24 protein-coding genes are annotated in these 23791 nt (G+C 69.9%); 11 read left to right on the forward strand and 13 right to left on the reverse strand.

The genetic code is table 11. The features are described 5' to 3' along the window. Positions 1 to 10 precede the first annotated feature (10 nt). A complete protein-coding gene (locus H7965_RS08280; RefSeq protein ID WP_186770097.1) occupies positions 11 to 730 on the reverse strand; it encodes an alpha/beta fold hydrolase in 720 nt (239 codons plus the stop codon). Positions 731 to 1101: 371 nt separating this feature from the next. On the opposite strand from H7965_RS08280, the gene H7965_RS08285 reads away from it, so the two are divergent. The 5 genes from H7965_RS08285 (at position 1102) to H7965_RS08305 (ending at position 7219) form a co-directional block, all read left to right on the forward strand. Beyond that, complete coding sequence (locus H7965_RS08285; RefSeq protein ID WP_186770232.1) at positions 1102 to 3030, forward strand: DEAD/DEAH box helicase; 1929 nt, start codon at positions 1102 to 1104, stop codon at positions 3028 to 3030. 223 nt (positions 3031 to 3253) lie between these two features. Next, positions 3254 to 4444, forward strand: coding sequence for an acyl-CoA dehydrogenase (locus H7965_RS08290; protein ID WP_186770233.1), 1191 nt, complete (start codon positions 3254 to 3256; stop codon positions 4442 to 4444). Beyond that, complete coding sequence (locus H7965_RS08295; protein ID WP_186770098.1) at positions 4425 to 4880, forward strand: DUF2721 domain-containing protein; 456 nt, start codon at positions 4425 to 4427, stop codon at positions 4878 to 4880. Before H7965_RS08290 ends, H7965_RS08295 begins: the two co-directional genes overlap by 20 nt. Then, on the forward strand, positions 4873 to 6129 hold the full coding sequence (locus H7965_RS08300) for a class I SAM-dependent RNA methyltransferase (RefSeq protein ID WP_186770099.1): 1257 nt from the start codon (positions 4873 to 4875) through the stop codon (positions 6127 to 6129). Before H7965_RS08295 ends, H7965_RS08300 begins: the two co-directional genes overlap by 8 nt. A gap of 103 nt (positions 6130 to 6232) precedes the next feature. After that, a complete protein-coding gene (locus H7965_RS08305; protein ID WP_186770100.1) occupies positions 6233 to 7219 on the forward strand; it encodes an MBL fold metallo-hydrolase in 987 nt (328 codons plus the stop codon). 293 nt (positions 7220 to 7512) lie between these two features. On the opposite strand, the gene H7965_RS31690 is transcribed toward H7965_RS08305, so the two are convergent. The 9 genes from H7965_RS31690 to H7965_RS08350 form a co-directional block, all read right to left on the reverse strand. Continuing rightward, the gene (locus H7965_RS31690; protein ID WP_186770101.1) at positions 7513 to 8121 is read right to left on the reverse strand and encodes an acyloxyacyl hydrolase; all 609 of its coding nucleotides are present in this window, start codon (positions 8119 to 8121) and stop codon (positions 7513 to 7515) included. An 81-nt stretch (positions 8122 to 8202) separates the two neighbouring features. Next, positions 8203 to 8574, reverse strand: a complete 372-nt coding sequence (locus H7965_RS08315; RefSeq protein ID WP_186770102.1) for a HesB/IscA family protein — start codon at positions 8572 to 8574, stop codon at positions 8203 to 8205. 15 nt (positions 8575 to 8589) lie between these two features. After that, positions 8590 to 8964, reverse strand: coding sequence for an SUF system Fe-S cluster assembly protein (locus H7965_RS08320; protein WP_186770103.1), 375 nt, complete (start codon positions 8962 to 8964; stop codon positions 8590 to 8592). Beyond that, positions 8957 to 9433 carry a Fe-S cluster assembly sulfur transfer protein SufU gene (gene sufU / locus H7965_RS08325; protein ID WP_186770104.1) on the reverse strand — a complete coding sequence of 159 codons (477 nt, stop codon included), beginning with the start codon at positions 9431 to 9433 and terminating at the stop codon, positions 8957 to 8959. The genes H7965_RS08320 and sufU overlap by 8 nt, the downstream gene beginning before the upstream one ends. Before the next feature lie 28 nt (positions 9434 to 9461). Beyond that, entirely contained in the window at positions 9462 to 10727 is a 1266-nt protein-coding gene (locus tag H7965_RS08330; protein ID WP_186770105.1) for an aminotransferase class V-fold PLP-dependent enzyme, read from the reverse strand. Then, on the reverse strand, positions 10706 to 11995 hold the full coding sequence (sufD, locus tag H7965_RS08335) for a Fe-S cluster assembly protein SufD (RefSeq protein ID WP_186770106.1): 1290 nt from the start codon (positions 11993 to 11995) through the stop codon (positions 10706 to 10708). The genes H7965_RS08330 and sufD overlap by 22 nt, the downstream gene beginning before the upstream one ends. After that, a complete protein-coding gene (gene sufC, locus H7965_RS08340) occupies positions 11992 to 12738 on the reverse strand; it encodes a Fe-S cluster assembly ATPase SufC (protein ID WP_186770107.1) in 747 nt (248 codons plus the stop codon). Before sufC ends, sufD begins: the two co-directional genes overlap by 4 nt. Position 12739: 1 nt before the next feature. After that, positions 12740 to 14233 (reverse strand): Fe-S cluster assembly protein SufB, encoded by a 1494-nt coding sequence (sufB, locus tag H7965_RS08345; RefSeq protein ID WP_186770108.1) that lies wholly within the window; start codon positions 14231 to 14233, stop codon positions 12740 to 12742. Between the two features lie 7 nt (positions 14234 to 14240). Further along, complete coding sequence (locus H7965_RS08350) at positions 14241 to 14720, reverse strand: SUF system Fe-S cluster assembly regulator (protein WP_186770109.1); 480 nt, start codon at positions 14718 to 14720, stop codon at positions 14241 to 14243. Positions 14721 to 14841: 121 nt separating this feature from the next. On the opposite strand from H7965_RS08350, the gene H7965_RS08355 reads away from it, so the two are divergent. The 6 genes from H7965_RS08355 (at position 14842) to H7965_RS08380 (ending at position 20996) form a co-directional block, all read left to right on the forward strand. Continuing rightward, positions 14842 to 15732 carry an alpha/beta fold hydrolase gene (locus H7965_RS08355; RefSeq protein ID WP_186770110.1) on the forward strand — a complete coding sequence of 297 codons (891 nt, stop codon included), beginning with the start codon at positions 14842 to 14844 and terminating at the stop codon, positions 15730 to 15732. 145 nt (positions 15733 to 15877) lie between these two features. Further along, positions 15878 to 16789, forward strand: coding sequence for an SDR family NAD(P)-dependent oxidoreductase (locus H7965_RS08360; protein WP_186770111.1), 912 nt, complete (start codon positions 15878 to 15880; stop codon positions 16787 to 16789). A 183-nt stretch (positions 16790 to 16972) separates the two neighbouring features. Next, positions 16973 to 19024 (forward strand): acetate--CoA ligase family protein, encoded by a 2052-nt coding sequence (locus H7965_RS08365; protein WP_186770112.1) that lies wholly within the window; start codon positions 16973 to 16975, stop codon positions 19022 to 19024. A 3-nt stretch (positions 19025 to 19027) separates the two neighbouring features. Then, a complete protein-coding gene (locus H7965_RS08370; protein ID WP_186770113.1) occupies positions 19028 to 19429 on the forward strand; it encodes a VOC family protein in 402 nt (133 codons plus the stop codon). Positions 19430 to 19450: 21 nt separating this feature from the next. Beyond that, entirely contained in the window at positions 19451 to 20284 is an 834-nt protein-coding gene (locus tag H7965_RS08375; RefSeq protein ID WP_186770114.1) for a nitroreductase family protein, read from the forward strand. Further along, positions 20277 to 20996, forward strand: a complete 720-nt coding sequence (locus H7965_RS08380; RefSeq protein ID WP_229682534.1) for an NUDIX domain-containing protein — start codon at positions 20277 to 20279, stop codon at positions 20994 to 20996. Before H7965_RS08375 ends, H7965_RS08380 begins: the two co-directional genes overlap by 8 nt. Here H7965_RS08380 and H7965_RS08385 read toward each other — a convergent pair. Genes H7965_RS08385 through H7965_RS08395 form a run of 3 tightly spaced genes read right to left on the reverse strand, consistent with a single transcriptional unit; the run spans position 20985 to position 23768 of the window. Continuing rightward, positions 20985 to 21860, reverse strand: a complete 876-nt coding sequence (locus H7965_RS08385) for an MBL fold metallo-hydrolase (protein WP_186770116.1) — start codon at positions 21858 to 21860, stop codon at positions 20985 to 20987. The two genes, H7965_RS08380 and H7965_RS08385, sit on opposite strands and share 12 nt — an antisense overlap. After that, positions 21857 to 22777, reverse strand: coding sequence for a DMT family transporter (locus tag H7965_RS08390; protein WP_186770117.1), 921 nt, complete (start codon positions 22775 to 22777; stop codon positions 21857 to 21859). The genes H7965_RS08385 and H7965_RS08390 overlap by 4 nt, the downstream gene beginning before the upstream one ends. Next, positions 22761 to 23768, reverse strand: a complete 1008-nt coding sequence (locus H7965_RS08395; protein WP_229682535.1) for a DMT family transporter — start codon at positions 23766 to 23768, stop codon at positions 22761 to 22763. The genes H7965_RS08390 and H7965_RS08395 overlap by 17 nt, the downstream gene beginning before the upstream one ends. Positions 23769 to 23791 lie beyond the last annotated feature (23 nt).

Genomic DNA, 23791 nt, shown 5'->3' on the forward strand with positions numbered 1-23791 from the left:
CAGAGCGGATTCACGCCCCTCCGCGATCCACCCTTGCCTCCAGCCAGTCCCGCAGCAGGGCGGTGACCGCGGCAGGGGCTTCCAGCGGCGGCAGGTGGCCGCAGCCAGGAATCACCTCCAGCCGGGCGTCGGGGATGGCGGCGGCGATCTCCTCGGCAAGGTCCGGCGGGGTCAGCGCGTCGGCCTCTCCCACCGCCACCAGGGTTGGCAGGCGAATGCCGGGCAGGTCCGGGCGGCTGTCGGGTCGAGCCAGGATCGCCGCCTGCTGGCGCAGGAAGGCGTCGCGCCCGACGCGCTCCGCCATCGCCACCACCGCGGCGCCGACCGGCCCGCCGAGATGCACCGGATGCACCAACTGCGGCAGCAGCCGCGGCGTCACCCCGCGGAACGCCCCGGTGCGGGCCAGGCCGATCAGCCCGCGACGGCGCCGGGCCTGATCCGGCGTGTCCGGCCGCGCCGAGGTGTCGAGCAGTGCCAGCCGGGTGACCCGTTGCGGCGCCTGGCGCAGGATCTCGAACGCTAGGTAGCCGCCCATGGACAGGCCGGCGAGGGCGAAGCGGTCCGGCGCCGCCTCCAGGGCCCTGCGAGCCATGGCGGGCAGGCTGTCGTCGGCGGTGACATCGGCCACCTGGCACTGCGCCAGCCCGGCCAGCCCATCGATCTGCGCCTGCCACAGCGTCGCGTCGCAGAGCAGGCCGGGCAGCAGCAGCAGGGGGTGCGGGTCGGGCATGGCCGCTGTGGTAGCGCGGGCCGGCACGTCGTGAAACCGCCCGGGCCACCACCAGTTCCGTGGCAGCGGTACCGCTGCGGAACGGCGATGGTTGCGTGGAGCGCCGCACCGCCACAGCAACCGCGGTTTCGACGGATCGGCTTGATTTTCCGCGACAGTAAGCGCATATGGCGCGCGGACCTGGAACGGCAGCCTTGCGATGTGGTGTGCCGGGCGTCGGATTACGGCCCGCAGCCGGTTGCTGCGACGCCGCCATACCGCCGCTGTCCCGGCGAAGGAACCGACCGCACTTGACCGATACCCCTGAGCGGCCTGCCATTACGGCGGCCGAGGCCGAACACACTGATACCACGACCGGCACGCCGCCGGCCATGCCTGGTGCGGTGGACGCCGCGCCGTCCGAGGCGGCCGAAGCAGGCCCCATCGAGGCTGTGGCCGAAGCGCCCGCGGCCGCGCAGGCCGAGGCCGCCGAAGCCGATGCCCCGGTGGCCGAAGCCGCCGGCGCGGATGACGACGACACGGACCAGGATGAAGCCCTCGCCGCCGACGACGGGGATGACGACGAGTCCAGCGCCTCCGACGAGGATGAGGAGGAGACGGCCGAGGACGCTGCGCCGCGCGTCACCTTCACCGATCTCGGCCTCTCCGAACCGATCCTGCGCGCGGTGGCCGAGGCCGGCTACGTAACGCCGACGCCGATCCAGGAAGCCGCGATCCCGACCGTGCTGATGGGTCGCGACGTGCTCGGCTGCGCCCAGACCGGCACCGGCAAGACTGCCGGCTTCACCCTGCCGATGCTCGACATCCTCGCCTCTGGCCGGGCCAAGGCGCGCATGCCGCGCAGCCTGATCCTGGAGCCGACGCGCGAGCTGGCGCTGCAGGTCGCCGAGAATTTCGTGAAGTACGGCAAACACCTCAACCTGGTGCACGCCCTGCTGATCGGCGGCGAGAGCATGAACGACCAGCGCGCCGTGCTCGAGAAGGGCGTGGACGTGCTGATCGCCACGCCAGGCCGGCTGCTCGACCTGTTCGACCGCGGCCGCATCCTGCTGGCCGATTGCAAGGTGCTCGTCATCGACGAGGCCGACCGCATGCTGGACATGGGGTTCATCCCCGATGTCGAGCGCATCGTCTCAATGCTGCCGGGGATGCGGCAGACGCTGTTCTTCTCGGCGACCATGGCGCCGGAGATCCGCAAGCTGGCGGATGCCTTCCTGCAGAACCCGAAGGAGATCACCGTCTCCGCCCCGGCCAGCGTGGCGACGACGATCACCGCCGGGCTGCTATGGACCCGAGAACTCGACAAGCGGGAAGCGCTGCGGCGACTGATCCGGCGCGAGGATGTGCAGAACGCGTTGATCTTCTGCAACCGCAAGATCGAGGTGGACGTCCTCTACAAATCGTTGAAGCGGCACGGCTTCGCGGTTGGTGCGCTGCATGGCGACATGGACCAGCCGACCCGCTTCGCCACCTTGAACAAGTTCAAGGCGAATGAGCTACAGCTGCTGGTCTGCTCGGATGTCGCGGCCCGTGGCCTCGACATCGGCGGGCTGTCGCATGTCTTCAACTTCGACGTGCCCTACCATGCCGAGGACTACGTCCACCGCATTGGCCGCACCGGCCGCGCGGGGCGGGAGGGCGCGGCCTTCACCATCGCCACGGCGGATGATGCCCGCAACGTCGCGGCGATCGAGAAGCTGACCGGCATGCCGATCCCGCGCATCGAGGTCGAAGGCCTCGATCCGGTGAGCAATGAGGAGATCGCCGAGGCGGCAGCGCGGCCGAGCCGTGGCCGTGGCGGCCGCGGCGCCCCGGCGGCCCGTGGCGGGCGCGACGCCGGCCGTGGCCGTGGTGGCCGCGACGGGCGCAGCGACCGCTCGCGCGGCGACCGGCCCGAGCGGAGCAGCGACCGCCCGGAGCGGAGCAGCGATCGGCCCGAGCGGAGCAGCGACAAGCTGGACCGCCCGCGCCCCGAGCGCAGCGACCGGCCGCAGCGCGAGCCGGCGGAGCGGGTGGCCGAGGCCGAGCGGCCGCGCGGCGACCGTAGCCGCCCCGAGCGTGGCGACCGGGCCCGGCCGGAGCGCGGCGACCGCGCACGGCATGAGCGCACCGCCGCCCCCCGCGAGGAGACCGAGCGCCACGACCATGCCCGGCGCGACGACCGCCGCCGTGACCGTGACGATCTCGGCCCGAGCGTGCGCGGCTTCGGCGATGCCGTCCCTGCCTTCATGCTGATCCCGATCCCCCGCCCCCGTCGCGAGACGGCGACGGAACAGGAGACCGAGGCCGAAGCGGCCTGAGATGCGATGGCGGCCCGCCCGGCTCCCCGGGCAGGCCGCCTGCCGTCCGCCTAAACGGCCCGATGCGCGGAGCCCGCGCCACCCCATGTCTTGTGAGCAACGGCCCGGCTCGGGTGTTTCCACCTGAAGCGGGATTGCTCTATGCCCGCGCCGCCACGAGGAGAATGCCATGACCGTCGCCAATGCCATCGCCATCCCCTCCGGTGGCGCATCCGACACTGCGATGCGCGCGCCGGCCAAGGCCAGCTTCGTCTGGGAAGATCCGCTGCTGCTGGAGGACCAGCTTTCCGAGGATGAGCGGATGATCCGCGACGCGGCGCGGGAATTCTGCCAGGGCAAGCTCTTCCCCCGCGTGCTGGAAGCCAACCGCAAGGAATTCTTCCATCGCGAGATCATGAACGAGTTCGGCGAGATGGGCTTTCTCGGCGCCACCCTGCACGGCTACGGCTGCGCCGGCGTCTCCTACGTCGCCTACGGGTTGATGGCCCGGGAGGTGGAGCGGGTGGACAGCGGTTACCGCAGCGCCTTCTCCGTGCAGTCCAGCCTGGTGATGTACCCGATCTACGCCTTTGGCTCCGAGGCGCAGAAGGAGAAGTTCCTGCCGAAGCTGCGGAGCGGCGAATGGGTCGGCTGCTTCGGCCTGACCGAACCCGATGCCGGCTCCGACCCGAATTCGATGCGTACCCGGGCGAAGAAGGTCGATGGCGGCTACCTGCTGTCCGGCTCCAAGACTTGGATCACCAATGCGCCGATCGCCGATGTCGCCGTGGTCTGGGCGAAGGACGACGATGGCGTGCTGCGCGGCTTCCTGCTGGAGCGCGGGATGAAGGGTCTCACCACCCCGAAGATCGAAGGCAAGTTCAGCCTGCGCGCCTCGACCACCGGCATGATCATGATGGATGAGGTCTTCGTGCCCGAGGAGAACCGTCTGCCGGGTGTGAAGTCGCTGGCCGGCCCCTTCTCCTGCCTCAACCGCGCCCGTTACGGGATTGCCTGGGGCGCCCTCGGCGCGGCCGAGGATTGCTGGCACCGTGCCCGCGACTATACGCTGAACCGCAAGATGTTCGGCCGGCCGCTGGCGCAGACTCAGCTGATCCAGAAGAAGCTGGCCGACATGCAGACCGAGATCACCCTCGGCCTGCACGCCGTGCTGCGGGTCGGCCGGCTGTTCGACGAAGGCAAGGTGGCGCCGGAGATGATCTCCCTGGTCAAGCGCAACAATTGCGGCAAGTCGCTCGACATCGCCCGGGTCGCCCGCGACATGCATGGCGGCAACGGCATCGTCGACGAATACCATGTCATCCGCCATGTCATGAACCTCGAGACGGTGAACACCTATGAGGGCACGCATGACGTGCATGCGCTGATCCTCGGCCGCGCCCAGACCGGCCTCAATGCCTTCGGCGGCGGCTGAGCCGCTGTCCGGTGCCTTCGGCGCCGAGGATGTCGCGGAGATCGAGCGGGCGATCCAGCTGCCGATCGCCCCAGCCTTCCTGCTCACCGGCATCTTCAGCGTCATCAACGTGCTCGCCGGCCGGCTCGCCCGGCTGATCGACCGGGAGCGGGCGATCCGCGCCGGCAGTTCCACCGCCCTGCCGGGGGAACGGCAGCGGCTGGCGCAGCGGGCAGGCTGCGTGCACCGCGCCATCAGCGCCAGCGTGCTGGCGGCGATCCTGCTGTGCTCGCTGATCGTCGGCTCCTTCGCCAGCATCTTCGTCGGACTGAAGGTCGCCTGGCTGCTCGGCGCGCTGCTGATCGCCGCCATGCTGGCGATGATCGTGGCGCTGTCGCTTTTCCTCGTCGAGGTACGCCTCGCCTCCCATCACCTGCCGTTGGACAATGATGCCTGAGACGCTGGAGATCACCGCGATCGGCGCCGGCGGCGATGGCATCGCCCATACCGCGGCCGGCAGCGTCTTCGTCCCGCAGGCGCTGCCCGGTGAGCGAGTGCACGCCCGCATCGCCGGCCAGCGGGCCCAGGTGGAGGAATGGCTGAGCGAGAGCCCGGACCGCATTGCCCCGCCCTGCACGCATTTCCCCGCCTGCGGCGGCTGCGTGCTGCAGCATTGGGCGCCGGCGCCCTACGCCGAATGGAAGCGCGCCCGCCTGGTGGAAGCCCTGGCCCGGGCCGGCTTCGCCGATGCACCGGTGGCACCGCTGGTGACGACGCCTCCCGCCAGCCGCCAGCGCGCCGACCTCGGGCTGGAACGGCTGCCAGATGGCCGGGTGCAGATCGGCTTCCACCAGCGCGGCACCACGGCGCTGGTGCCGATGCGCGAATGCCATGTACTGCTGCCATCGCTGGTCGCCCTGCTGCCGCCGCTGGCCGAGGCGCTGCGAGGGCTGGAAGGGCTGCGCCGGCTCGGCTCGGCGGTGATCAACATGCTGGCCAGCGGGCCGGACATATTGCTGCGGACCGATGCGCCGCTGACAATGCCGGACCGCCGCGCCCTGGCCGCCCTCGCCCAATCCGCCGGGATCCCGCGCATCGCCTGGGCCGGCAAGGGGGCGCGAGCGGAGGTGGCGGCCCAGTTCGGCCCGGTGCGGCATATGCTCTCCGGCGTCGAGCTGGTGCCCACGCCGGGCGCCTTCCTGCAGGCGAGCGTCCCCGGCGAAGCGGCGATCATCACCGCCATGCTGGAAGGGCTGCCGAGAAAGCTGCCGCCGCGGGCGGCCATCGCCGACCTTTACGCCGGGCTCGGCACGCTCAGCATCCCGCTCGCGGCGCGCGGCCGGGTGACGGCCTTTGAGAGCGTGCCGGAGGCGGTGACGGCGCTGGCCGCCGCCGCCGGCAAAGCCGGCATCCGGGTGCAGGCGGTGAAGCGCGATCTGGACCGCCAGCCGCTGGCCGGACCGGAGCTGAAGGGCTACGCCGCCGTGGTGCTCGACCCGCCCTATGCCGGCGCGGCGGAGCAGGTGGGGCTGCTGGCGCAGGCACGGGTTCCGACCATTGTCTACGTCTCCTGCAACCCGGTGGCGCTGGCGAAGGATGCGAAGGCGCTGCATGCTGCCGGCTATCGCATCGTAGCGGCTACGCCGGTCGACCAATTCCTCTGGTCGCCGCATCTGGAATCGGTGGTCGCCTTCACCCGTGGGTAATGGACCGCCGCACGCCGCTCGCGCCGGACGAAACCGCCGCGGAATGGCTTGATCGCGACCGATCCCTGCCCACCAATAAGGGACCCCCAGGGAGGGAATCGCCATGACGCCCCATGCTAGCCGCCGCTTCATCCTCGGTGGCACTGCCGTTGCGCTCGCCACCCCTACCCTGCTCCGCGGCGCCGCGGCGCAGCCGGCACCGGCGGCAGCTCCCGCCATTCCGCAAGCGCCGGGCTTCTACCGCTTCAAGGTCGGCGGCTTCACCGTCACCACCGTGCACGACGGCTTCTTCGCCCGGCCGGTGAAGGATTTCGTCCGCAATGCCTCGCTGGAGGATGTCCAGAAGGTGCTGGCGGAGAGCTTCCTGCCGGCCGAGACCATCCGCATTCCCTTCACCGTCACCTTTGTCGAGACGCCGACCCAGCTCATCGCCTTCGATGCAGGCAATGGCGTGACGCCGGCCGGCGCGACCCAGGGCCGGATGATCGAGAATATGCGCGACGCCGGCATCGACCCGGCGAAGGTGACCGCCGTCATCCACAGCCACTTCCACGGCGACCACGTGAACGGGCTGCTGAACGCCAGTGGCGGCGCAGCCTTCCCGAATGCCGAGATCGTGGTGCCTGCCGCTGAATGGGCCTGGTGGAGCGATACCGGCAACCAGACCCGCAGCCCGGAAGGCCAGCGCGGCAATTTTGCCAACAGCGCACGGCGCTTCGCGCCGTACCAGGGCAAGATCCGCCAGCTCGCCGAGGGTGCCGAGGCGCTGCCCGGCATCCGCAGCATTCCGGTCCATGGCCATACCCCTGGCCATACAGCCTACCGCATCGCCGATGGAGATTCGCAGGCGATCTTCGTCGCGGATACGGTGAACCGACCGGAGCTCTTCGCGCGCCGGCCGGATTTCCACGCCGTCTTCGACTTCGACCCGGTGATGGCCGAGGCATCGCGCCGCAAGCTGTTCGACCAGCTCGCCACCGATCGTATTCGCATCACCGGCTACCATTTTCCCTTCCCGGCCAATGGCTATATCGCCAAGGAGGGCAACGGCTACCGCTTCGTCCCGGCGGATTGGTCGAGCGCGGTCTGAAGGAGCGCAGTGTCGAGGGCTGGCGGGGTGCCCCTTCCGTCATGCGCGGGCTTGGCCCGCGCATCCGCCTTCGCAGCCCCTGCAGCGGAGTTGCGTTCAGACATGAACGCAACTCCGCTGCAGCCTGCTATCTGTAGAGCGGGCCGGTGCTCCGGGGACGTTCTCCCCTGATCCGCTCCCGGTGCTGGAGGCCGGATCAACCCGGCCATGACGGCCGTGAAGGAGCATCCGCGCCTGAAAACGCCGATCGGGAGCAACCATCCGGGACCCAGTACGGTCAGCCCGAACGCGCTCTAGAGTCCGAAGCCCAGGCGCAGGCCGAGGCTGTTCATGCCCTCGTTCTCGCGGGCGCTGCCGGCATTGCTCTCATGGTCGAGGAAGAGCGAGACCGACCAGCGCGGATCGATCTGATAGCCGATCTCGCCGCCGACCCGGAACAGCAGATTGCCGCCGAGACTCTTACGGTCGAGAGCATTGGTGACGTGCTTGCCGTCATTCACCGAACCGCCGAAAAAGAAGTCGAAGCGGATGCCATCGCCAGGCCGCAGCACGTCGCGGTACAGCATGGTCGTCCAGGTCAGGCCGAAATAGCCCTGGCTGGTGTAGCCTTCGGTATTGGCGCTGAAGCCGATATGCGGCCGCGGCTCCAGCATCCAGCGATAGAGCGGCGGCAGGCCCGCTGTCAGCCGTGCCGGCACCGGGGTGACGAAGAGCAGCTCGCCATTGATATCCGTGCCACCTTCCTTGGCGCCGAGATCATGCCAGGAAGCGCCGCCGCGGATCTCACTGAACAACCCGGCCAGGCCCACCCCGGCATGGATGCGAGGCATTCCGTACTCCGCCCGGGCCGCCACTGGCAGCGCTCCGAGGATCGCCAACAGGCCGAATACTGGACGCCGCACCGTCTGCCTCCATCGGGAAGCCGTGATTATCGCCAAGCGGCAGCCGAATTCCCATCCTTGACGCAATCACGGAATCGGTGGTCAGACGTGGAAGCTCTCGCCGCAGCCGCAGCGGCCCTTCTCATTCGGGTTGGTGAAGGTGAAGCCGGCCGACATCGCCTTCACCTCGTAATCCATGATGGTGCCGATCAGGAACAGGCTGGCCTTGCGGTCGACCAGAACCGTCACCCCCTTGTCGGTGACCCGCTCATCCGTCGGCTCCGCCGCATCAACCCAGGTGAGGTCGTAGGACAGGCCGGAGCAGCCCTTGGTCTTGACGCCGATACGCAGCAGCCGCCCGGCCTCGCCGCCGGCATAGAGGCCATGCAGCCGCTCCGCTGCGGCCTCGGTCAGCTGCATCAGCGGCGGCAGGGCGCGACGCGCGCGCGGCGGGTTCGTCGTGGTGGTGCTCATTCGCTGGCCCCTCGGTCAGTACATGTTCAGCGCGAGGCGGGCATCCTCGCTCATCCGGCTCTGGTCCCAGGGCGGGTCCCAGACGACCTCGACCTGCACGTCGCTGACGCCGGGGATCATTCGGATGCTCTCCTCCACCTGGCTCGGCAGTTCCTGCGCCGAGGGGCATGAGGGCGTGGTGAGGGTCATCTCCACCTTCACCTTGCCATCGTCCTCGATCTCGACCGCGTAGATCAGGCCGAGTTCGTAGATGTCGACCGGGATCTCCGGGTCGAACACCGTCTTCAGCATGGCGATGACCGCCTCCTCGCCGATGCGCGGCGGCGCCGTCTCGCCCTCCGGTGTCCAGGCGGTATGCGTGGCCGGGGCGGTGGTCGACTCGTCACTCACTGCTCGCCTCCTTTATCTGCCCCGGGGCTGCATCGAGGGCGGCATTGAGGGTGTGCCAGGCCAGGGTCGCGCATTTCACCCGGCTCGGGAATTCATGCACGCCGGAGAGCGGCTGCAGCCGTTCCATCTCGTCGGCCAGCGTCGCGCCGCACTCCGGGCAGGCGCCGGTCATCGCCAGGGTGCGGAACTGGTCGGAGAGCGCGTGCGCCGCCTCCTGCGACTTGCCCTTCACCGTCTCCGTCAGCAGCGAGGCGCTGGCCGTGGAAATGGCGCAGCCGCGGCCCTGGAAGGCGGCATCGGCGATGCTGCCGTCCGGCGCCAGCTTCAGGAACAGCTCCAGCCGATCGCCGCACATCGGATTGTCGCCGCGGGCAACGCGGTCGGCATCCTCCAGCCGGCGGAAATTCCGCGGCTTGCGCCCGTGGTCCAGGATCACTTCCTGGTAGAGGTCGCGCAGATCGTCGAACATCAGCCCCCCGGGCAGGTTGCGAACCGGTTCATGCGAAGAACTCCCGCGCCTTGGTCAGCGCCTCGGCCAGGAAATCCACCTCCTGCGCGGTGGTGTAGAGGCCGAAGCTGGCGCGCACCGTGCCGCCCTCGACGCCGAAGCGGCTGTGCAGCGGCTCGGCGCAGTGGCGCCCGGCACGGACGGCGATGCCAGCACGGTCCAGCAGGGTCGCCAGGTCATGCGGATGGGCATTGTCCAGGGCAAAGGCGAAGACACCGCCACGGTCCTGTGCCCGCCCCAGCAGGGTCAACCCGTCGATGTCGGTCAGCCGCCGCATCGCATGGTCCACCAGCTGGCGCTCATGCGCCTCGATCGCCGGCATTCCGATGGCGGAGACGTAGTCGATGGCGGCATGCAGCCCGACCGCCTCGATGATCGGCGGCGTACCGGCCTCGAATTTCGCCGGCGGCGGCGCCCATTCGCTGCGCTCCATGGTCACCATGGAGATCATGTCGCCGCCGCCGAGGAAGGGCGGCATGCGTTCCTGATGCTCCAGCCGTGCCCAGAGCACGCCGATGCCGGTCGGGCCGTAGAGCTTGTGACCGGTGAAGACGTAGAAATCGGCACCCAGCGCCTGCATGTCGACCCGACGATGCACCGCCGCCTGGCTGCCGTCCAGCAGCACCTTGGCGCCGGCGGCCTGCGCCATGCGGATGATGCGCTCCACCGGTGCGACGGTGCCGAGCACGTTCGACATATGCGCCATTGCGACCAGCCCGACCTTGCCGTCGGCCAGCTTGGCGGCGACATCATCGAGGTCGATTTCGCCGGAATCGGTGACGCGGGCGACCCGCAGCGCAATGCCCTTGTCGTCCCGCAGCAGCTGCCAGGGGACGATGTTGGCGTGGTGCTCCAGCTCGCTGATCAGCACCGCCTGGCCGGGCTGCATGACCCCGCGGCCCCAGCTGTGCGCGACCAGGTTGATCGCCGCGGTGCTGTTGGTGGTGAAGACGATCTCGCGCGGATCGGCGGCGTTGAGGAAGCGCGCCACCGCGCCGCGTGCCGCCTCATAGGCCTCGGTCGCCGCCTCGCTGAGGAAATAGGCGCCGCGGTGGACGTTGGCGTAGCGCTCCTCCATGCAGCGGACCATGGCGTCGATCACCGCGCGCGGCTTCTGCGCGCTGGCGCCGCTGTCGAGGAAGACCAGCGGCTTGCCGCGCACGGTCTGCGCCAGGATCGGGAAGTCCCGGCGGATGCGCTCGATGTCGAAGGAGGAAGCCAGTGTCGCGTCGTTCACGCCGCCGCCTCCCACCATCCGTTGACCGCCGCCTCCAGCGCCGCCCGTGCGGCGCCGTCCTGCACCACCTCGACCGCCTCGGCCAGGAAGGCTTCCACCAGCATGGACCGCGCCTTCGGCTCGGGGATGCCGCGGGCGCGCAGGTAGAAGAGCTGGTCGGCATCGATCTCGCCGACCGTGGCGCCATGGCTGCACTTCACGTCGTCGGCGTAGATCTCAAGCTGCGGCTTGCTGTCGATCTCAGCCTCGGGGCTCAGCAGCAGCGCCTGGTTCATCTGATAGCCATCGGTGCGCTGCGCCACCTGATGAACGTGGATCCGGCCTTGGAAGACCCCGCGCGAGCGGCCGGAGAGCACAGTCTTGTAGGTCTGCCGGCTGGCGCAATCCGGCGCCGCATGGTCCAGCACCGTGGTGGTATCGGCATGCTGGCCGTCGCGTAGCAGCTGCGCGCCGTTCATGTGGCAGGTGGCCTTCGGCCCGTCGAGGCTGGCGTGGATCTCGTTCCGCACCAGCTTTCCGCCGGCATTCAGGGTGAAATTATCGTAGGTCCCCCCGGCCGCCACCCGGGCATAGAGGGTGCCGAGCTGGAAGGCGCGCGGCGATTCCTGCTGCAGCCGCACATGGGTCAGCGTCGCGCCCTCACCGACCTCGATCTCGTAGACCGGGTTGTGCAGATAGCGCGCCTGCGCCGGGCCGGTGGCGGTCTCGATGATGGTGAGGCTGGCACCCGCTTCCAGCCGGATCAAGTGGCGCGGGTGGAAGGCGGCGGGGCGGTCGGTGGCCGAGCCGAGGGAGAGCAGGTCGAGCACGCCGCCGGCGACGCCGGCCGGCACGGTCACCACCAGCCCATCCTCGAACAGCATGGTGTTCAGCGCCGCCATCGGTTCCGCCGCAGGCCGCGCCAGTGCGCCCAGCCGGTCCTCCAGCGTGCCGAGCCCCGCGGCAAGGCTTGCCGCCACGAAGGGCGCGGCGTCGAGCGAGGAGAGGTCGTCGCGGAAGCGGCCGTCCTGGAACACCGCACGCCAGGCGCCATGCGGCGCCGGCAGCGTCTTGGCCGCGCCGAGAATGCTCAACGGCTCGTCAAAGCCGGCGTCGGCGACCTGGCGCAGGTCGGTGTAGTGCCAGGCTTCGGCGCGGCGGGTCGGAAAGCCCTGGGCGCGGAAGCTCTCTGCCGCCTGCTCGCGCAGCTGCTGCACCCAGCCCAGCCGGGCACCGGGCAGCCGCGTCCGCAGCCCGTCGAAGCGGTGCAGGAAGCCCTCTGCACCAGTGTGCAACGGTGCCGTCATGCCGCGGCCTGCACCGAGGCATAGCCCGATGCCTCCAGCTGCTGCGCCAGCTCCGGCCCGCCGGACTGCACGATGCGGCCGCCCATCAGCACATGCACCCGGTCCGGGACGATGTAGTCGAGCAGCCGCTGGTAATGGGTGATCACCAGGGCGGAGAAATCCGGGGCCCGCAGGGCGTTCACGCCCTCGGCCACGATCTTCAGCGCGTCGATGTCGAGGCCGCTGTCGGTCTCGTCCAGGATCGCCAGCCGCGGCTGCAGCAGCGCCATCTGCAACACCTCGTTGCGCTTCTTCTCGCCGCCGGAGAAGCCGACGTTGACGCCGCGCCGCAGCATGTCCTCCGGCATCGACAGCGCCTGCATCCGCTGCCTCGCCACCTTCAGGAACTGCATCGCATCCAGCTCCGGCTCGCCCCTGTGGCGGCGGATGGCGTTGAGCGCGGTGCGCAGGAACAGCGCATTGCCCACACCGGGCAGCTCGACCGGGTACTGGAAGGCGAGGAACAGGCCGGAGGCGGCGCGCTCCTCCGGCTCCAGCGCCAGCAGGTCGATGCCGTCGAAGGTCACGCTGCCGCCGGTGATCTCATAGCCCTCGCGCCCCGCGAGCACGTAGGAGAGCGTGGACTTGCCCGAGCCGTTCGGGCCCATGATGGCGTGGATCCCGCCGGCGGGAACCTCCAGGTCGATCCCGTTCAGGATCGGCTTGCCGTCCACCTCGGCGGTCAGTCCTTCAATCTTCAGCATGTCAGCCAACCGATCCTTCGAGCGAAATCTGCAACAGCTTCTGCGCCTCGACCGCGAACTCCATCGGCAGCTCCTTCAGCACCTCGCGGCAGAAGCCGTTGACGATGAGGCCGACTGCGTCCTCCTGGGTCATGCCGCGCTGGCGGCAGTAGAAGAGCTGGTCCTCGGCGATGCGGCTGGTGGTCGCCTCATGCTCGGTCTTCGCCGTCATGCAGCGATTCTCGATGTAAGGCACGGTATGGGCGCCGCACTGGTCGCCGATCAGCAGGCTGTCGCATTGGGTGAAGTTGCGGGCGTTGCTCGCGGTCGGCGCGACGCGCACCAGCCCGCGATAGGTGTTCTGGCCACGCCCGGCGGAGATGCCCTTGGAGACGATGGTCGAGCTGGTCCGCTTGCCGACATGGATCATCTTGGTGCCGGTGTCGGCCTGCTGGCGGTTGTTGGTGATCGCCACGCTGTAGAACTCGCCCACCGAATCATCGCCGAGCAACACGCAGGAGGGGTACTTCCAGGTGATCGCCGAGCCGGTCTCCACCTGGGTCCAGCTGACCTTGCTGCGCTTGCCGCGGCATTGCGCCCGCTTGGTGACGAAATTGTAGATGCCGCCCCGGCCCTCGGCATCGCCCGGGTACCAGTTCTGCACCGTGCTGTACTTGATGGTCGCGTCATCCAGCGCCACCAGCTCCACCACCGCGGCATGCAACTGGTTCTCGTCGCGCATCGGCGCGGTGCAGCCTTCCAGGTAGGAGACGGTGCTGCCCTCGTCGGCGATGATCAAGGTCCGCTCGAACTGCCCGGTGCTTTTCGCATTGATGCGGAAGTAGGTGGAGAGCTCCATCGGGCAGCGGACCCCCTTCGGGATGTAGACGAAGCTGCCGTCGGTGAAGACCGCGCTGTTCAGCGCGGCGTAGAAATTATCGCCCTGCGGCACCACCGTGCCGAGGTACTGCCGCACCAGCTCCGGGTGGTTCTGCACCGCCTCGGAGATCGAGCAGAAGATGATGCCTTCCTTGCCCAGCCGCTCCTTGTAGGACGTGGCGACGGAGACGCTGTCGAACACCGCATCCACCGCGATCGGCATCCGGCCGCTGTCGGCCGGGCTTTCCCCGGCCCCCTCGACGCCGGCGAGGATCGCCTGCTCCTTCAGCGGGATGCCGAGCTTGGCGTAGGTCTTCAGCAGCTCCGGATCGACCTCGTCCAGCGACTTCGGGCCGGCCTTCGGCGCGGCGTAGTAGAAGGCGTCCTGGTAGTCGATCGGCGGGTACTTCACCGCCGCCCAGAGCGGCTCCTCCATCTTCAGCCAGCCGGCATAGGCCTTCAGCCGCCAGTCGAGCAGCCACTGCGGCTCGTTCTTCTTCTTCGAGATGAAGCGGACGATGTCCTCGTTCAGCCCCTTAGGGGCGAACTCCATCTCGATATCCGTCTCGAAGCCGTATTTGTACGTGCCTTCGGTGAGGGACTGGACGGTATCGATCGTCTCGGTGACGGCGGGCATGGGAATCCTATTCGGCAACGAGGGCAGCGGCGGAAGCGCCGGCGGCGGCCGGCGGGGCGCGGCGCTGGGGCGGGGGGCCCGCCAGATCGGCCAGGGTGATCCCGGACAGCGCCGCGCGGATGGCCTGGTTCACCGGGTTCCAGCGGCCGCGGACGGCGCAGATGTTCTCCGCCTCGCAGAGGCCGCTGCCGCCGTCGACGCAGGCGGTGAGCGCGATCGGCCCATCTACCGCGACGATGACCTCCGACAGCGGCACCTCGGCCAGCGGCCGGGCCAGCCGATAGCCGCCACGGGCGCCGCGGAGGCTGTCCACGAGCCCGGCATGGCCTAGGCTTTTCAAGACCTTGGCCACTGTCGGCTCGGCGATGCCGGTTGACACCGCCAAGCCCGGCGCGGTCTGCACCTGGCCATCCGGCCCGGCGCCGTCATGCGCCAGCCGGGCCATGACCACCACGGCGTAGTCGGTGAGTTTCGAAAGCCTCAACACGGCCGGATCCCCTTCGCCGAGCTCAAATAGGACCAATCGGGTCCTGTTTGAAGGGGGCAGCCATGCGGTTGTTGCAGGCAAGGGTCGCGGCTAGCTTCTCCCTGGCAGCCGGGGAAGCCACATGCCGAGCATCACCACCGAGGATGGCGTCGAACTACACTACGAGGAGACCGGCAGCGGCACACCGCTGATCTTCGTCCATGAATTCGCTGGCGACATGCGTAGCTGGGAGCCGCAGATCCGCTTCTTCGCCCGGCGCTACCGCTGCATTTCCTACAATGCCCGCGGCTATCCGCCGAGCGCCGTGCCGCAGGACGGCGCCGCCTATTCCCAGGACCGCGCGACCGACGACATCGCCGCCGTGATCCGGGCGCTGGACCTGGCGCCGGCGCATGTGGTGGGCCTGTCCATGGGCGCCTTCGCCACCTTGCACCTCGGCCTGCGCCACCCGCATCTGGCGCGCAGCCTGACCGCTGCCGGCGTCGGCTATGGCGCCCAACCCGGCAAGCGCGACCAATTCCGTGCCGAGGTCAACGCGACCGCCGACCGCATCGCCGCCGAGGGCATGGAGACGATGTCCCGCGTCTACGGCAGCGGCCCGACCCGGTTGGTGTTCGAGGAGAAGGACACCCGCGGTTACGCCGAGTTCCTGTCCCAGCTCGCCGAGCACGACACCACCGGCTCGGTGCTCACCATGCGCGGCGTGCAGCGGGAGCGGCCCAGCCTGCTCGAGCTGGAAGCCCAATTCCGGCAGATGAAGCTGCCGACCCTGGTGATCGCCGGCGACGAGGACGACCCTACCCTGGAGCCCTCGGTCTTCCTCAAGCGCGTCATCTCCACCAGCGCCCTGCTGGTGATGCCGCGCTGCGGCCATACCATGAACCTGGAGGATCCGGACGCCTTCAACCGGGCGTTGCTCGACTTCATCACCTGGGTCGATGCCGGGCGCTGGTGGGAGCGCAATCCCGCGACCCTGGCCGGCGGGATCATCGCCGGCACCGCGAAAGGCTGAACCCGGCGCCTCCCGCATGGCAGCACCCATGCGGGTGGCGTCGGTCAGAAGGCCGCGACGCGCCCTGCGCGGCAACGGCTTCACGCCGCCTGCCGCCGGGGCTAGGAATGGCCGCTGTCAAGAACCGTGAGGGAGTGAGACTCCAATGGGTATGCTGGATGGGAAAGTCGCGGTCGTCACCGGCTCCGGTGGCGGCATCGGCCGTGAGATCGCCCTGCACATGGCGCAGGCCGGCGCCAAGGTCATCATCAACGACATCGGCGCCAGCCTGACCGGCGAGGGCCAGTCGGCGACCCCGGCGCAGCAGACCAAGGCGATCATCGAACAGCGCGGCGGCCAGGCCGAGATCAACACCGACAGCGTCTCCTCCTGGGAGAGCGCGGGCAAGATCGTTCAGTCCGCGCTCGATCATTTCGGCCGCATCGATATCGTGGTGAACAACGCCGGCATCCTGCGCGACCAGATCTTCCACCGGATGACGGCGGAAGAATGGGATGCCGTCATCGGCGTCCACCTGAACGGCAGCTTCTACGTCTCCCGCCATGCGGCGACGCATTTCCGCAAGCAGGAGAGCGGCAGCTACGTCCACATCACCTCGACCTCCGGCCTGATCGGCAATTTCGGCCAGGCGAATTACTCGGCGGCGAAGCTCGGCATCGCCGCGCTGTCGAAGTCGATCGCCCTCGACATGAAGCGCTACAACGTGCGCTCCAACTGCCTCGCCCCCTTCGCCTGGAGCCGCATGACCAGCTCCATCCCGGCGGAGACGCCGGAGCAGAAGGCGCGGGTCGAGAAGATCATGCGCATGGGGCCGGAGAAGAACGCCCCGCTGGCGGTCTTCCTCGCCTCCGACGCCGCCAAGGAAGTGAACGGCCAGATCTTCGGCCCGCGGATGAACGAGCTGTTCCTGTTCAGCCAGAACCGCCCGATCCGCGGCATCCACAGCAGCGAGGGCTGGACCCCGGAAAGCATCGCCGAGCACGCCTTGCCGGCGCTGAAGAGCTTCTTCATCCCGCTCGAGCGCTCGGGCGAGGTGTTCTCCTGGGATCCGCTGTAAGTTCCCCACGGAACCGCTGCGCAGTTCGAGGGGGGACCGGATAGGTCCCTCCCGATCGGCGCTTCGACACAGCCTTCCGCGGCCAAGCCGCGGAAGGACACCGGGAAGCGCCAGAGCCTGACAGGCACTTCCACGCATTGCTGACCAGCCGGCCCGATGGGGCCGGCCACGAGGATGTTCGAGATGAATGCCCTGCACCGCGCGCTGTTCGAACCGCGCCGTATTGCCCTGGTCGGTGCCTCCGCCGACCGCACGCGGCTCACCGCCCGGGCACAGCTCTACCTGCGCAAGCACGGCTACACCGGCGACATCCTGCCAGTGCACCCGCGAGAGGCGGAGGTGCTGGGGGAGAAAGCCTACCCTTCCATTGCCGACATTCCTGGGGAGGTGGATTTCGCCTACCTCCTGCTCGGCACCCAGCATGTCGAGGGCGTGGTGGATGCCGTTGCGGCCAAAGGCATCCCGGCCGCCTGCGTGCTGGCCGATGGCTTCGCCGAGGCGGGGCCGGAGGGCGCCGCGTTGCAGGCCCGGCTGCTGGCGACGGCAAAGGCCGCGGGGCTGCGCATCCTCGGTCCGAATTCCATGGGCGTGATCAATCTCAACGCCCGCATCGCCTGCTCGGTGAATGCGGCGCTGGAGGCGGACAGCCTGCCGGCCGGGCGGATCGCCCTGGTCAGCCAGTCCGGCTCGATGATGGGCGCCATCATGTCGCGCGGCGCGGCCCGCGGCATCGGCTTCTCCCATCTCGTCGGCACTGGCAACGAGGCGGATCTCTCCGCCGGCGAGGTCGCCGGGCTGCTGGTCGAGGACCCGCAGGTGGATGCGATCCTGCTGTTCCTCGAAGCCATCCGCCAGCCGCAGCATTACGCCGATCTCGCCCGCCGGGCGCATGCCGCGGGCAAGCCGGTGATCGTCTACAAGCTGGGCCGCTCGCCCTATGGCGCCGAGCTTGCCACCAGCCACACCGGCGCGCTGGCCGGCTCGGATGCGGCGGCGGAGGCCTTCTTCCGCGCCAATGGCATCGCCCGCGTCACCACCCTGGAAGGGCTGCTGGAGCTGCCGGCGCTGCTGATCGGCCGCAAGCCACTGGCGCAGCCGCGGCGCGCCGTCGGGGTGATGACCACCACCGGCGGCGGCGGCGCCATGGCGGTGGATTGCCTCGGCGTCGCCGGCATCGAGGCGCGGGCACCGGATGCCGCCGCCGGCGCGGCGCTGGAGGCCGCCGGTTTCCCGCACCATGGCCGGCTGCTGGACGTGACCCTGGCCGGCACCAAGCCGGAACGCGTTGCCGCCGCGCTGAACGGCCTGCAGCAGGCCGGGGACACCGATCTGGTGCTCTCGGTCATCGGCTCCTCGGCGCAGTTCCGGCCGCAGGACTCGGTCGCCGGCATCCTGCGTGCCCGCGATGCCGGGCTGGCCAAGCCGCTCGCCGCCTTCCTGGTGCCGCAGGCCGATGCCTCGCTGCAGTTGCTGGCCGAGGCCGGCATCGCCGCCTTCCGCACGCCGGAGAGCGCCGCCGACTGCATCCGCGCCTGGTGCGACTGGCGGCTGCCACGCGAGGCGCCCGCCGCCCCGGCCATCGCCCATGCCCTGCCCGAGCGGCCGGATGAGGCGGATGCGCGCAAGCTGTTTGCCGCGCTCGGCCTCGACAGCCCCTTCGCCACCATCGCCTCGCCGCAGGATGCGCCGAAGGATGTCGCCTGGCCGGTGGCGCTGAAGATCCTGTCGCCTGACTTGGCCCACAAGACCGAGCTCGGCGGCGTCAAGCTCGGCATCGCCGATTCCGCGGCGCTGAAGCAGGAAGCGGCGGCGATGCAGCACCGAGTCGCCCGGATGGCGCCGCAGGCGACCCTCACCGGCTTCCTGGTGCAGAGCATGGCCAAGGGGCTCGGCGAGGCCATCCTCGGCTTCCGCCGCGACCCGGAGATCGGCCCTATCGTCATGCTCGGCACCGGCGGGGTGACGGCGGAGCTGTTCCGCGACGTGACCCTCCGCCTCGCCCCGGTCACCGAGGCGGAGGCGATGGGAATGATCGCCGAGGTGAAGGGCCTGCAGGTGCTGGCCGGCTGGCGCGGCCTGCCGCGCGGCGACCTGGCGGCGCTGGCGCAGGCCATCGTCGCCGTCTCGAAGCTGGCGGCGCGGGAGGACATCGCCGAGGCGGAGATCAACCCGCTGATGATCCATGGCGAGGGCGGCGGCGTGACCGTCGCCGATGCCTGGGTCGTCCGGCGGTAAGCGATGCCCTCCGGCATCATCCCCTGCCTGCGCTACCGCGATGCGTCGGCGGCGATCGAATGGCTGAAGCGGGCGTTCGGCTTCGCCGAACACGCCGTCTATCGCGACGAGGCCGGCGGCATCGCCCATGCGGAGCTCACCCTGGGCGATGCGATGATCATGCTCGGCAGCGCGCGGGAGGATGGCTTCGGCGCGCTGCAAGGCCTGCCGGACGGCCAGGTGACGCAGAGCGCCTACATCATCGTCGCCGAGCCGGATGCGCACCACGCCCGCGCCGTCGCGGCCGGCGCCGAGATCGTCATGCCGCTGAAAACTGAGGATTACGGCGGCCGCGGCTATTCCTGCCGCGACCCCGAGGGGCATCTCTGGAATTTCGGCAGCTACGACCCCTGGGCGAAGCCCTAGGGGCCTGTCATCCTGCCGGCCATGAGCGATCCCGATACGCTGATCCGCGGCCGCTACGGCATCAAGCCGGACGCCCCCCTGCCCTTCGCGCCACCGGCCGGGATCCCGCCGGGGCTGGCCGCGCTGCTCGACCGCCGGGTGACCCGCCGCTATGCGCCGGAGCCGGTGCCGGAGCCGCTGCTCCGCAGCGTGCTCGCCGGCGCCCAATCGGCGCCGAGCAAGTCGGATCTGCAGCAGTACTCCATCATCGTCATCCAGGCGCCGGAGAAGATCGCCCGGATCGCCGACTGGATCGGCGGCATGGACTGGATCAAGCAGGCGCCGGTCTTCCTGCTGTTCTGCGGCGACATCCGCCGCGGCCGCCGCGTCGCCGCGCTGCATGGGCGGGAGCACGCCAACGACAATGTCGATACCTTCCTCAACGCCACGGCGGATGCGGCGCTCGCCCTCGGCTTCGCGGTGATGGCGGCGGATGCCGCCGGCCTCGGCACCTGCCCGATCAGCTATGTGCGCAACCATGTCGAGAAGATCGGCCCGCTCTGCTCCCTGCCGAAGGGCGTCTTCCCGGTGGCGGGGCTGACCCTTGGCGTGCCGGCTGGACCACGCAACTGGCTCTCGCCGCGGCTGCCGCAGCGGCTGGTGGTCCATCAGGAGACCTACGACGACAGCGGGCTGGAGGCGGCGCTGCCGGCCTATGACACGCTCCGCCCGCCGGCGAAGCCGCGCTATCCGGACATCCACGGGCCAAAGCCGGAGGGCTGCGGCTGGAGCGAGAATGCGGCGCGGCAGCTCTCCGTGCCGGAACGCTTCGGCCTCCGCACCTGGCTCAAGCTGCAGGGCATCACGCTTGACTGACTCCGCCGGCGCGACCGAGCGCCCGACCGACGACAATCCCGGCGGTGTCGCCGAAGCCCGCCGCGCCGCGCCGCGCGCGGTGCATCCGCGCAACGCCGCCAGCCTGATCCTCTGGCGCGCCGGGATGCGCGGGGTGGAGGTGCTGATGGGCGTCCGCCACGCCCGCCACCGCTTCATGCCGAATGTCATGGTCTTCCCCGGCGGCCGGGTGGACCGCCCCGACTATCGCGCCCTGGCGTTGAGCGAGCTGCCGGGCTTCACCCGCGCCTGCCTCGAACGCCAGGCGCCGCCCTCGCTGGCGCGGGCCATCGGCATCGCCGCGGCGCGGGAGCTGCACGAGGAGACCGGGCTGGTGCTCGGCCGGATGGATGGCCACCGGCTGTTGCCGGAGCTTTCGGTGATCGACTATCTCTGCCGCGCGGTGACGCCGCCCAACCGCTTCATGCGCTTCAACGCCCGCTTCCTGATCGCCCCGGCGGAAGCGGCACATGGCGAAATCCGCGGCTCCGGCGAGTTGGAGGAGCTGCGCTTCTTCACCATCGAGGAGACGCGCCACCACAAGGTGGCGACCATCACCGCCAAGGTGCTGCAGGAATTCCAGGCATGGTTGGGGATGACCCAGGCGCAGCGCGAGGCGCGGGAGCTGATCTGCTTCCGCGGGATGGATGGGCGGACGCCGGAAGGCCCCGCCCGGCGGCGGTCAGCGGGCTGACCAGCCCTCGCCCTCGGCCCGCGCCGCCAGGCCCTCGCCTTCCAGCTTGATCAGATGGCTGAGCAGGCTGCGCCCCGCCGGCGTCACCAGCCGCGGGTCGAGCGGGCCATAGACCGGGCCGACCAGCTCTTCTGCCGTCGCCGTTCCGGCTTGGCGCAGCGCCGCCAGCACCTTCTCCTCGCGCTCCATCCGATGCGCGTGCAGCGCCTTGAGGAACGGCTTCGGATCGGTGATCGCCGGGCCATGGCCGGGCAGCAGCATGCGGTCGTCGCGTGCCATCACACGCTCCAGGCTGCGCATGTAATCGGCCATGTCGCCATCGGGCGGGCTGACCACGCTGGTCGACCAGCTCATCACATGATCGGCGCTGAACAGCACGCCATTGCCTTCCATCGCCAGGCAGAGGTGGTTGGCGCAATGCCCGGGGGTGTGCAGCGCTGTCAGGCGCCAGCCGTCGCCCTCGATCGCCTCGCCGTCGGCGACCTGGTGCTGCGGGCGGAAGCCGTGGTCGCCGCCCTCCCCGCCAGCATCCGGCGGGGTCATATGCGGGCCGAAGCCCCAGGTGCTCGCCCCGGTCGCCGCCACCAGCGCCGCAGCGCCAGGCGAGTGGTCGCGATGGGTGTGGCTGGCAATGACATGGGTGATGGTCTCGCCCGCCGTCGCCGCCAGGATCGCCGCAAGCTGCGCCGGATCCTCGGGCCCCGGGTCAAGTATCGCCACCCGGCCACGGCCGATGATGTAGCTGTTGGTGCCGCGGAAGGTGAAGGCGGAGGGGTTGTTGCAGACCACCCGCCGTACCTCGGGCGCCGTCTCCTCCACCGCGCCATGGGGCAGCGGGTCGTGCTTCAGGAAGGGGATGCTCATGCCTTGGGGTCCTCCCGCTGCGCCGCGCCGGCCTCACGTTGCCGGCGGCGCACCATCTCGCGGTGCAGGATGTAGAGTCCGGCGACGACGATCAATGCCGAGCCGCCCAGCATCGCCAGCCCCGGCACGTCGCCGAACACCATCCAGCCCAGCAGGATCGACCACAGCAGCCCGGAATAGGAATAGGGCGCGATGGCGGAGACCTGGGCGCTGGCCCAGGCCTCGGTCAGCAGCCATTGGGCGGCACCACCGACCAGCCCGATCAGGATCAGCAGCACCAGGTCGCCGGCGCTCGGCGTCACCCAGAAGAAGGGCAGCAGCAGCAGGGCGAAGCCGCTCATCAGCAGCGACTGCCAGAGGGTGATGGTGGTCGAGCTCTCGCTGGAGGAGAGCTGCCGCACCAGCAGGGTGGTGAAGGCGGAGAACAGCCCACCGGCGACGGCGACGCCGATGCCGAGCGCCGCGCCATCGCCGAAGCCGCCGCCGCGCCCGGCCGCGATCACCACCACGCCGATGAAGCCGACCACCACCGCCGACCAGCGATGAATCCGCACCACCTCGCCGAGGAAGGGAATCGCCAGGATGGTGACGAACAGCGGCTGGGTGTAGTTCAGCGCGGTCTGCTCGGCGATCGGCAGCAGGGAGAGCGAGAAAAAGCCGCAGAATTGCGCCAGCGTGCCGCTCCCGGCCCGCATCGCATGGCCGCCCAGCCGGCGGGTGCGGAGCGCTGCCAGCCCGCTGCCGCGCAGCGCGATCAGCGCCACCACCGGCAGGGCGAAGGCGCTGCGGAAGAACATCAGCTCCACCACCGGCACATGGCCGGCAAGCTGCTTCACCAGCACCGACATGCAGGTGAACAGCGCATGCGCCGCCAGCATGCAGAGCGCCCCGCGCCGGACATCATGGCGTAACGGCATGGGTCCCCTTCACCTGCAGCTTCGCGCGCTCCTCGGCACGCCGCACCCGTTCCCGGTGCACGTTGTAGAGGCCGGCGCCGATCACCACCGCAGCGCCGCCCAGGGTGGTCCAGGCCGGCACCTCGCCCCAGAGCAGATAGCCGAGGCCGATCCCCCAGAGCAGCGGGGTGTACTCGAAGGGCGCGATCGCGGAGATCGGCGCCAGGGCGAAGCCACGGGCGAACAGCAGCTGGGCAAGGGCGTTGAACAGGCCGAACAGCAGCAGCGCGATCGCCGCCAGCGCGCCCGGCCAGAGCGGCGGCGGGCCGGCGGCGGGCCAGAAAACCTCGAAGGGCAGCAGCAGCAGCCCGACCGGGACATGCAACAGCAGCAGCCAGAAGACGATGGCATAGGGGCCGTCGGTGCGGGTCAGCACCCGGGTCCAGATCCGGGTCAGCGCCATGGCCGCGGTCGCCGCCAGCAACATCGCCGACTCCCAGCGCCACAACTCGCCGCCAGGCTGCAGCATGAAGAGGACGCCGCAGAAGCCAATGCCGGTGCTGGTCCAGCGCCGCCAGCCGACCCGTTCGCCGAGCAGCGGGATTGCCAGCAGGGTCATCAGCAGCGGCGCGGCCGCGGCCACCGCGTAGCTGTCCGCGAGCGACACACCGAGCAGCCAGGCCGAATACCAGGTGACGGAGATGGCGCAGGTCAGGAGGCTGCGCAGCGCCAGCAGCCTACGGTTTACCGGGATCAGATTCCGCCCGCGCGAGACGATCAGCACCGCCAGCCCGCCGACCAACCCACGCCAGGCCAGCGCGGCGGCCGGCCCGACCTCGGGCAGCGCCCATTTCACCGCCGCATCGGCGGCGGAGATCACGCCATAGCCGAGCGCCACCAGCGCCAGGCCACGAACCGCCTCCTCGCCGCTCGGCACCACGCTGTGGGCTGGCTTGCCCATGCTGCCTGGCGGCCACGCCGCCTGCCTTCCCACCCCCGGCACATCGCGCATCAGCGGCGCTGCCGGAGCTTGCA

The organism is Siccirubricoccus deserti (assembly GCF_014283215.1).
Classification (GTDB): domain Bacteria; phylum Pseudomonadota; class Alphaproteobacteria; order Acetobacterales; family Acetobacteraceae; genus Siccirubricoccus; species Siccirubricoccus deserti.

Coding starts and splice junctions, on each gene's coding strand:
- H7965_RS08280 (WP_186770097.1), bottom strand. CDS start 730: ATGCCCGACCCGCACCCCCTGCTGCTGCTGCCCGGCCTGCTCTGCGAC.
- H7965_RS08285 (WP_186770232.1), top strand. CDS start 1,102: ATGCCTGGTGCGGTGGACGCCGCGCCGTCCGAGGCGGCCGAAGCAGGC.
- H7965_RS08290 (WP_186770233.1), top strand. CDS start 3,254: ATGCGCGCGCCGGCCAAGGCCAGCTTCGTCTGGGAAGATCCGCTGCTG.
- H7965_RS08295 (WP_186770098.1), top strand. CDS start 4,425: ATGCCTTCGGCGGCGGCTGAGCCGCTGTCCGGTGCCTTCGGCGCCGAG.
- H7965_RS08300 (WP_186770099.1), top strand. CDS start 4,873: ATGCCTGAGACGCTGGAGATCACCGCGATCGGCGCCGGCGGCGATGGC.
- H7965_RS08305 (WP_186770100.1), top strand. CDS start 6,233: ATGACGCCCCATGCTAGCCGCCGCTTCATCCTCGGTGGCACTGCCGTT.
- H7965_RS08315 (WP_186770102.1), bottom strand. CDS start 8,574: ATGAGCACCACCACGACGAACCCGCCGCGCGCGCGTCGCGCCCTGCCG.
- sufU (WP_186770104.1), bottom strand. CDS start 9,433: ATGTTCGACGATCTGCGCGACCTCTACCAGGAAGTGATCCTGGACCAC.
- H7965_RS08330 (WP_186770105.1), bottom strand. CDS start 10,727: ATGGTGGGAGGCGGCGGCGTGAACGACGCGACACTGGCTTCCTCCTTC.
- sufD (WP_186770106.1), bottom strand. CDS start 11,995: ATGACGGCACCGTTGCACACTGGTGCAGAGGGCTTCCTGCACCGCTTC.
- sufC (WP_186770107.1), bottom strand. CDS start 12,738: ATGCTGAAGATTGAAGGACTGACCGCCGAGGTGGACGGCAAGCCGATC.
- sufB (WP_186770108.1), bottom strand. CDS start 14,233: ATGCCCGCCGTCACCGAGACGATCGATACCGTCCAGTCCCTCACCGAA.
- H7965_RS08355 (WP_186770110.1), top strand. CDS start 14,842: ATGCCGAGCATCACCACCGAGGATGGCGTCGAACTACACTACGAGGAG.
- H7965_RS08360 (WP_186770111.1), top strand. CDS start 15,878: ATGGGTATGCTGGATGGGAAAGTCGCGGTCGTCACCGGCTCCGGTGGC.
- H7965_RS08365 (WP_186770112.1), top strand. CDS start 16,973: ATGAATGCCCTGCACCGCGCGCTGTTCGAACCGCGCCGTATTGCCCTG.
- H7965_RS08370 (WP_186770113.1), top strand. CDS start 19,028: ATGCCCTCCGGCATCATCCCCTGCCTGCGCTACCGCGATGCGTCGGCG.
- H7965_RS08375 (WP_186770114.1), top strand. CDS start 19,451: ATGAGCGATCCCGATACGCTGATCCGCGGCCGCTACGGCATCAAGCCG.
- H7965_RS08385 (WP_186770116.1), bottom strand. CDS start 21,860: ATGAGCATCCCCTTCCTGAAGCACGACCCGCTGCCCCATGGCGCGGTG.
- H7965_RS08390 (WP_186770117.1), bottom strand. CDS start 22,777: ATGCCGTTACGCCATGATGTCCGGCGCGGGGCGCTCTGCATGCTGGCG.
- H7965_RS08395 (WP_229682535.1), bottom strand. CDS start 23,768: ATGCGCGATGTGCCGGGGGTGGGAAGGCAGGCGGCGTGGCCGCCAGGC.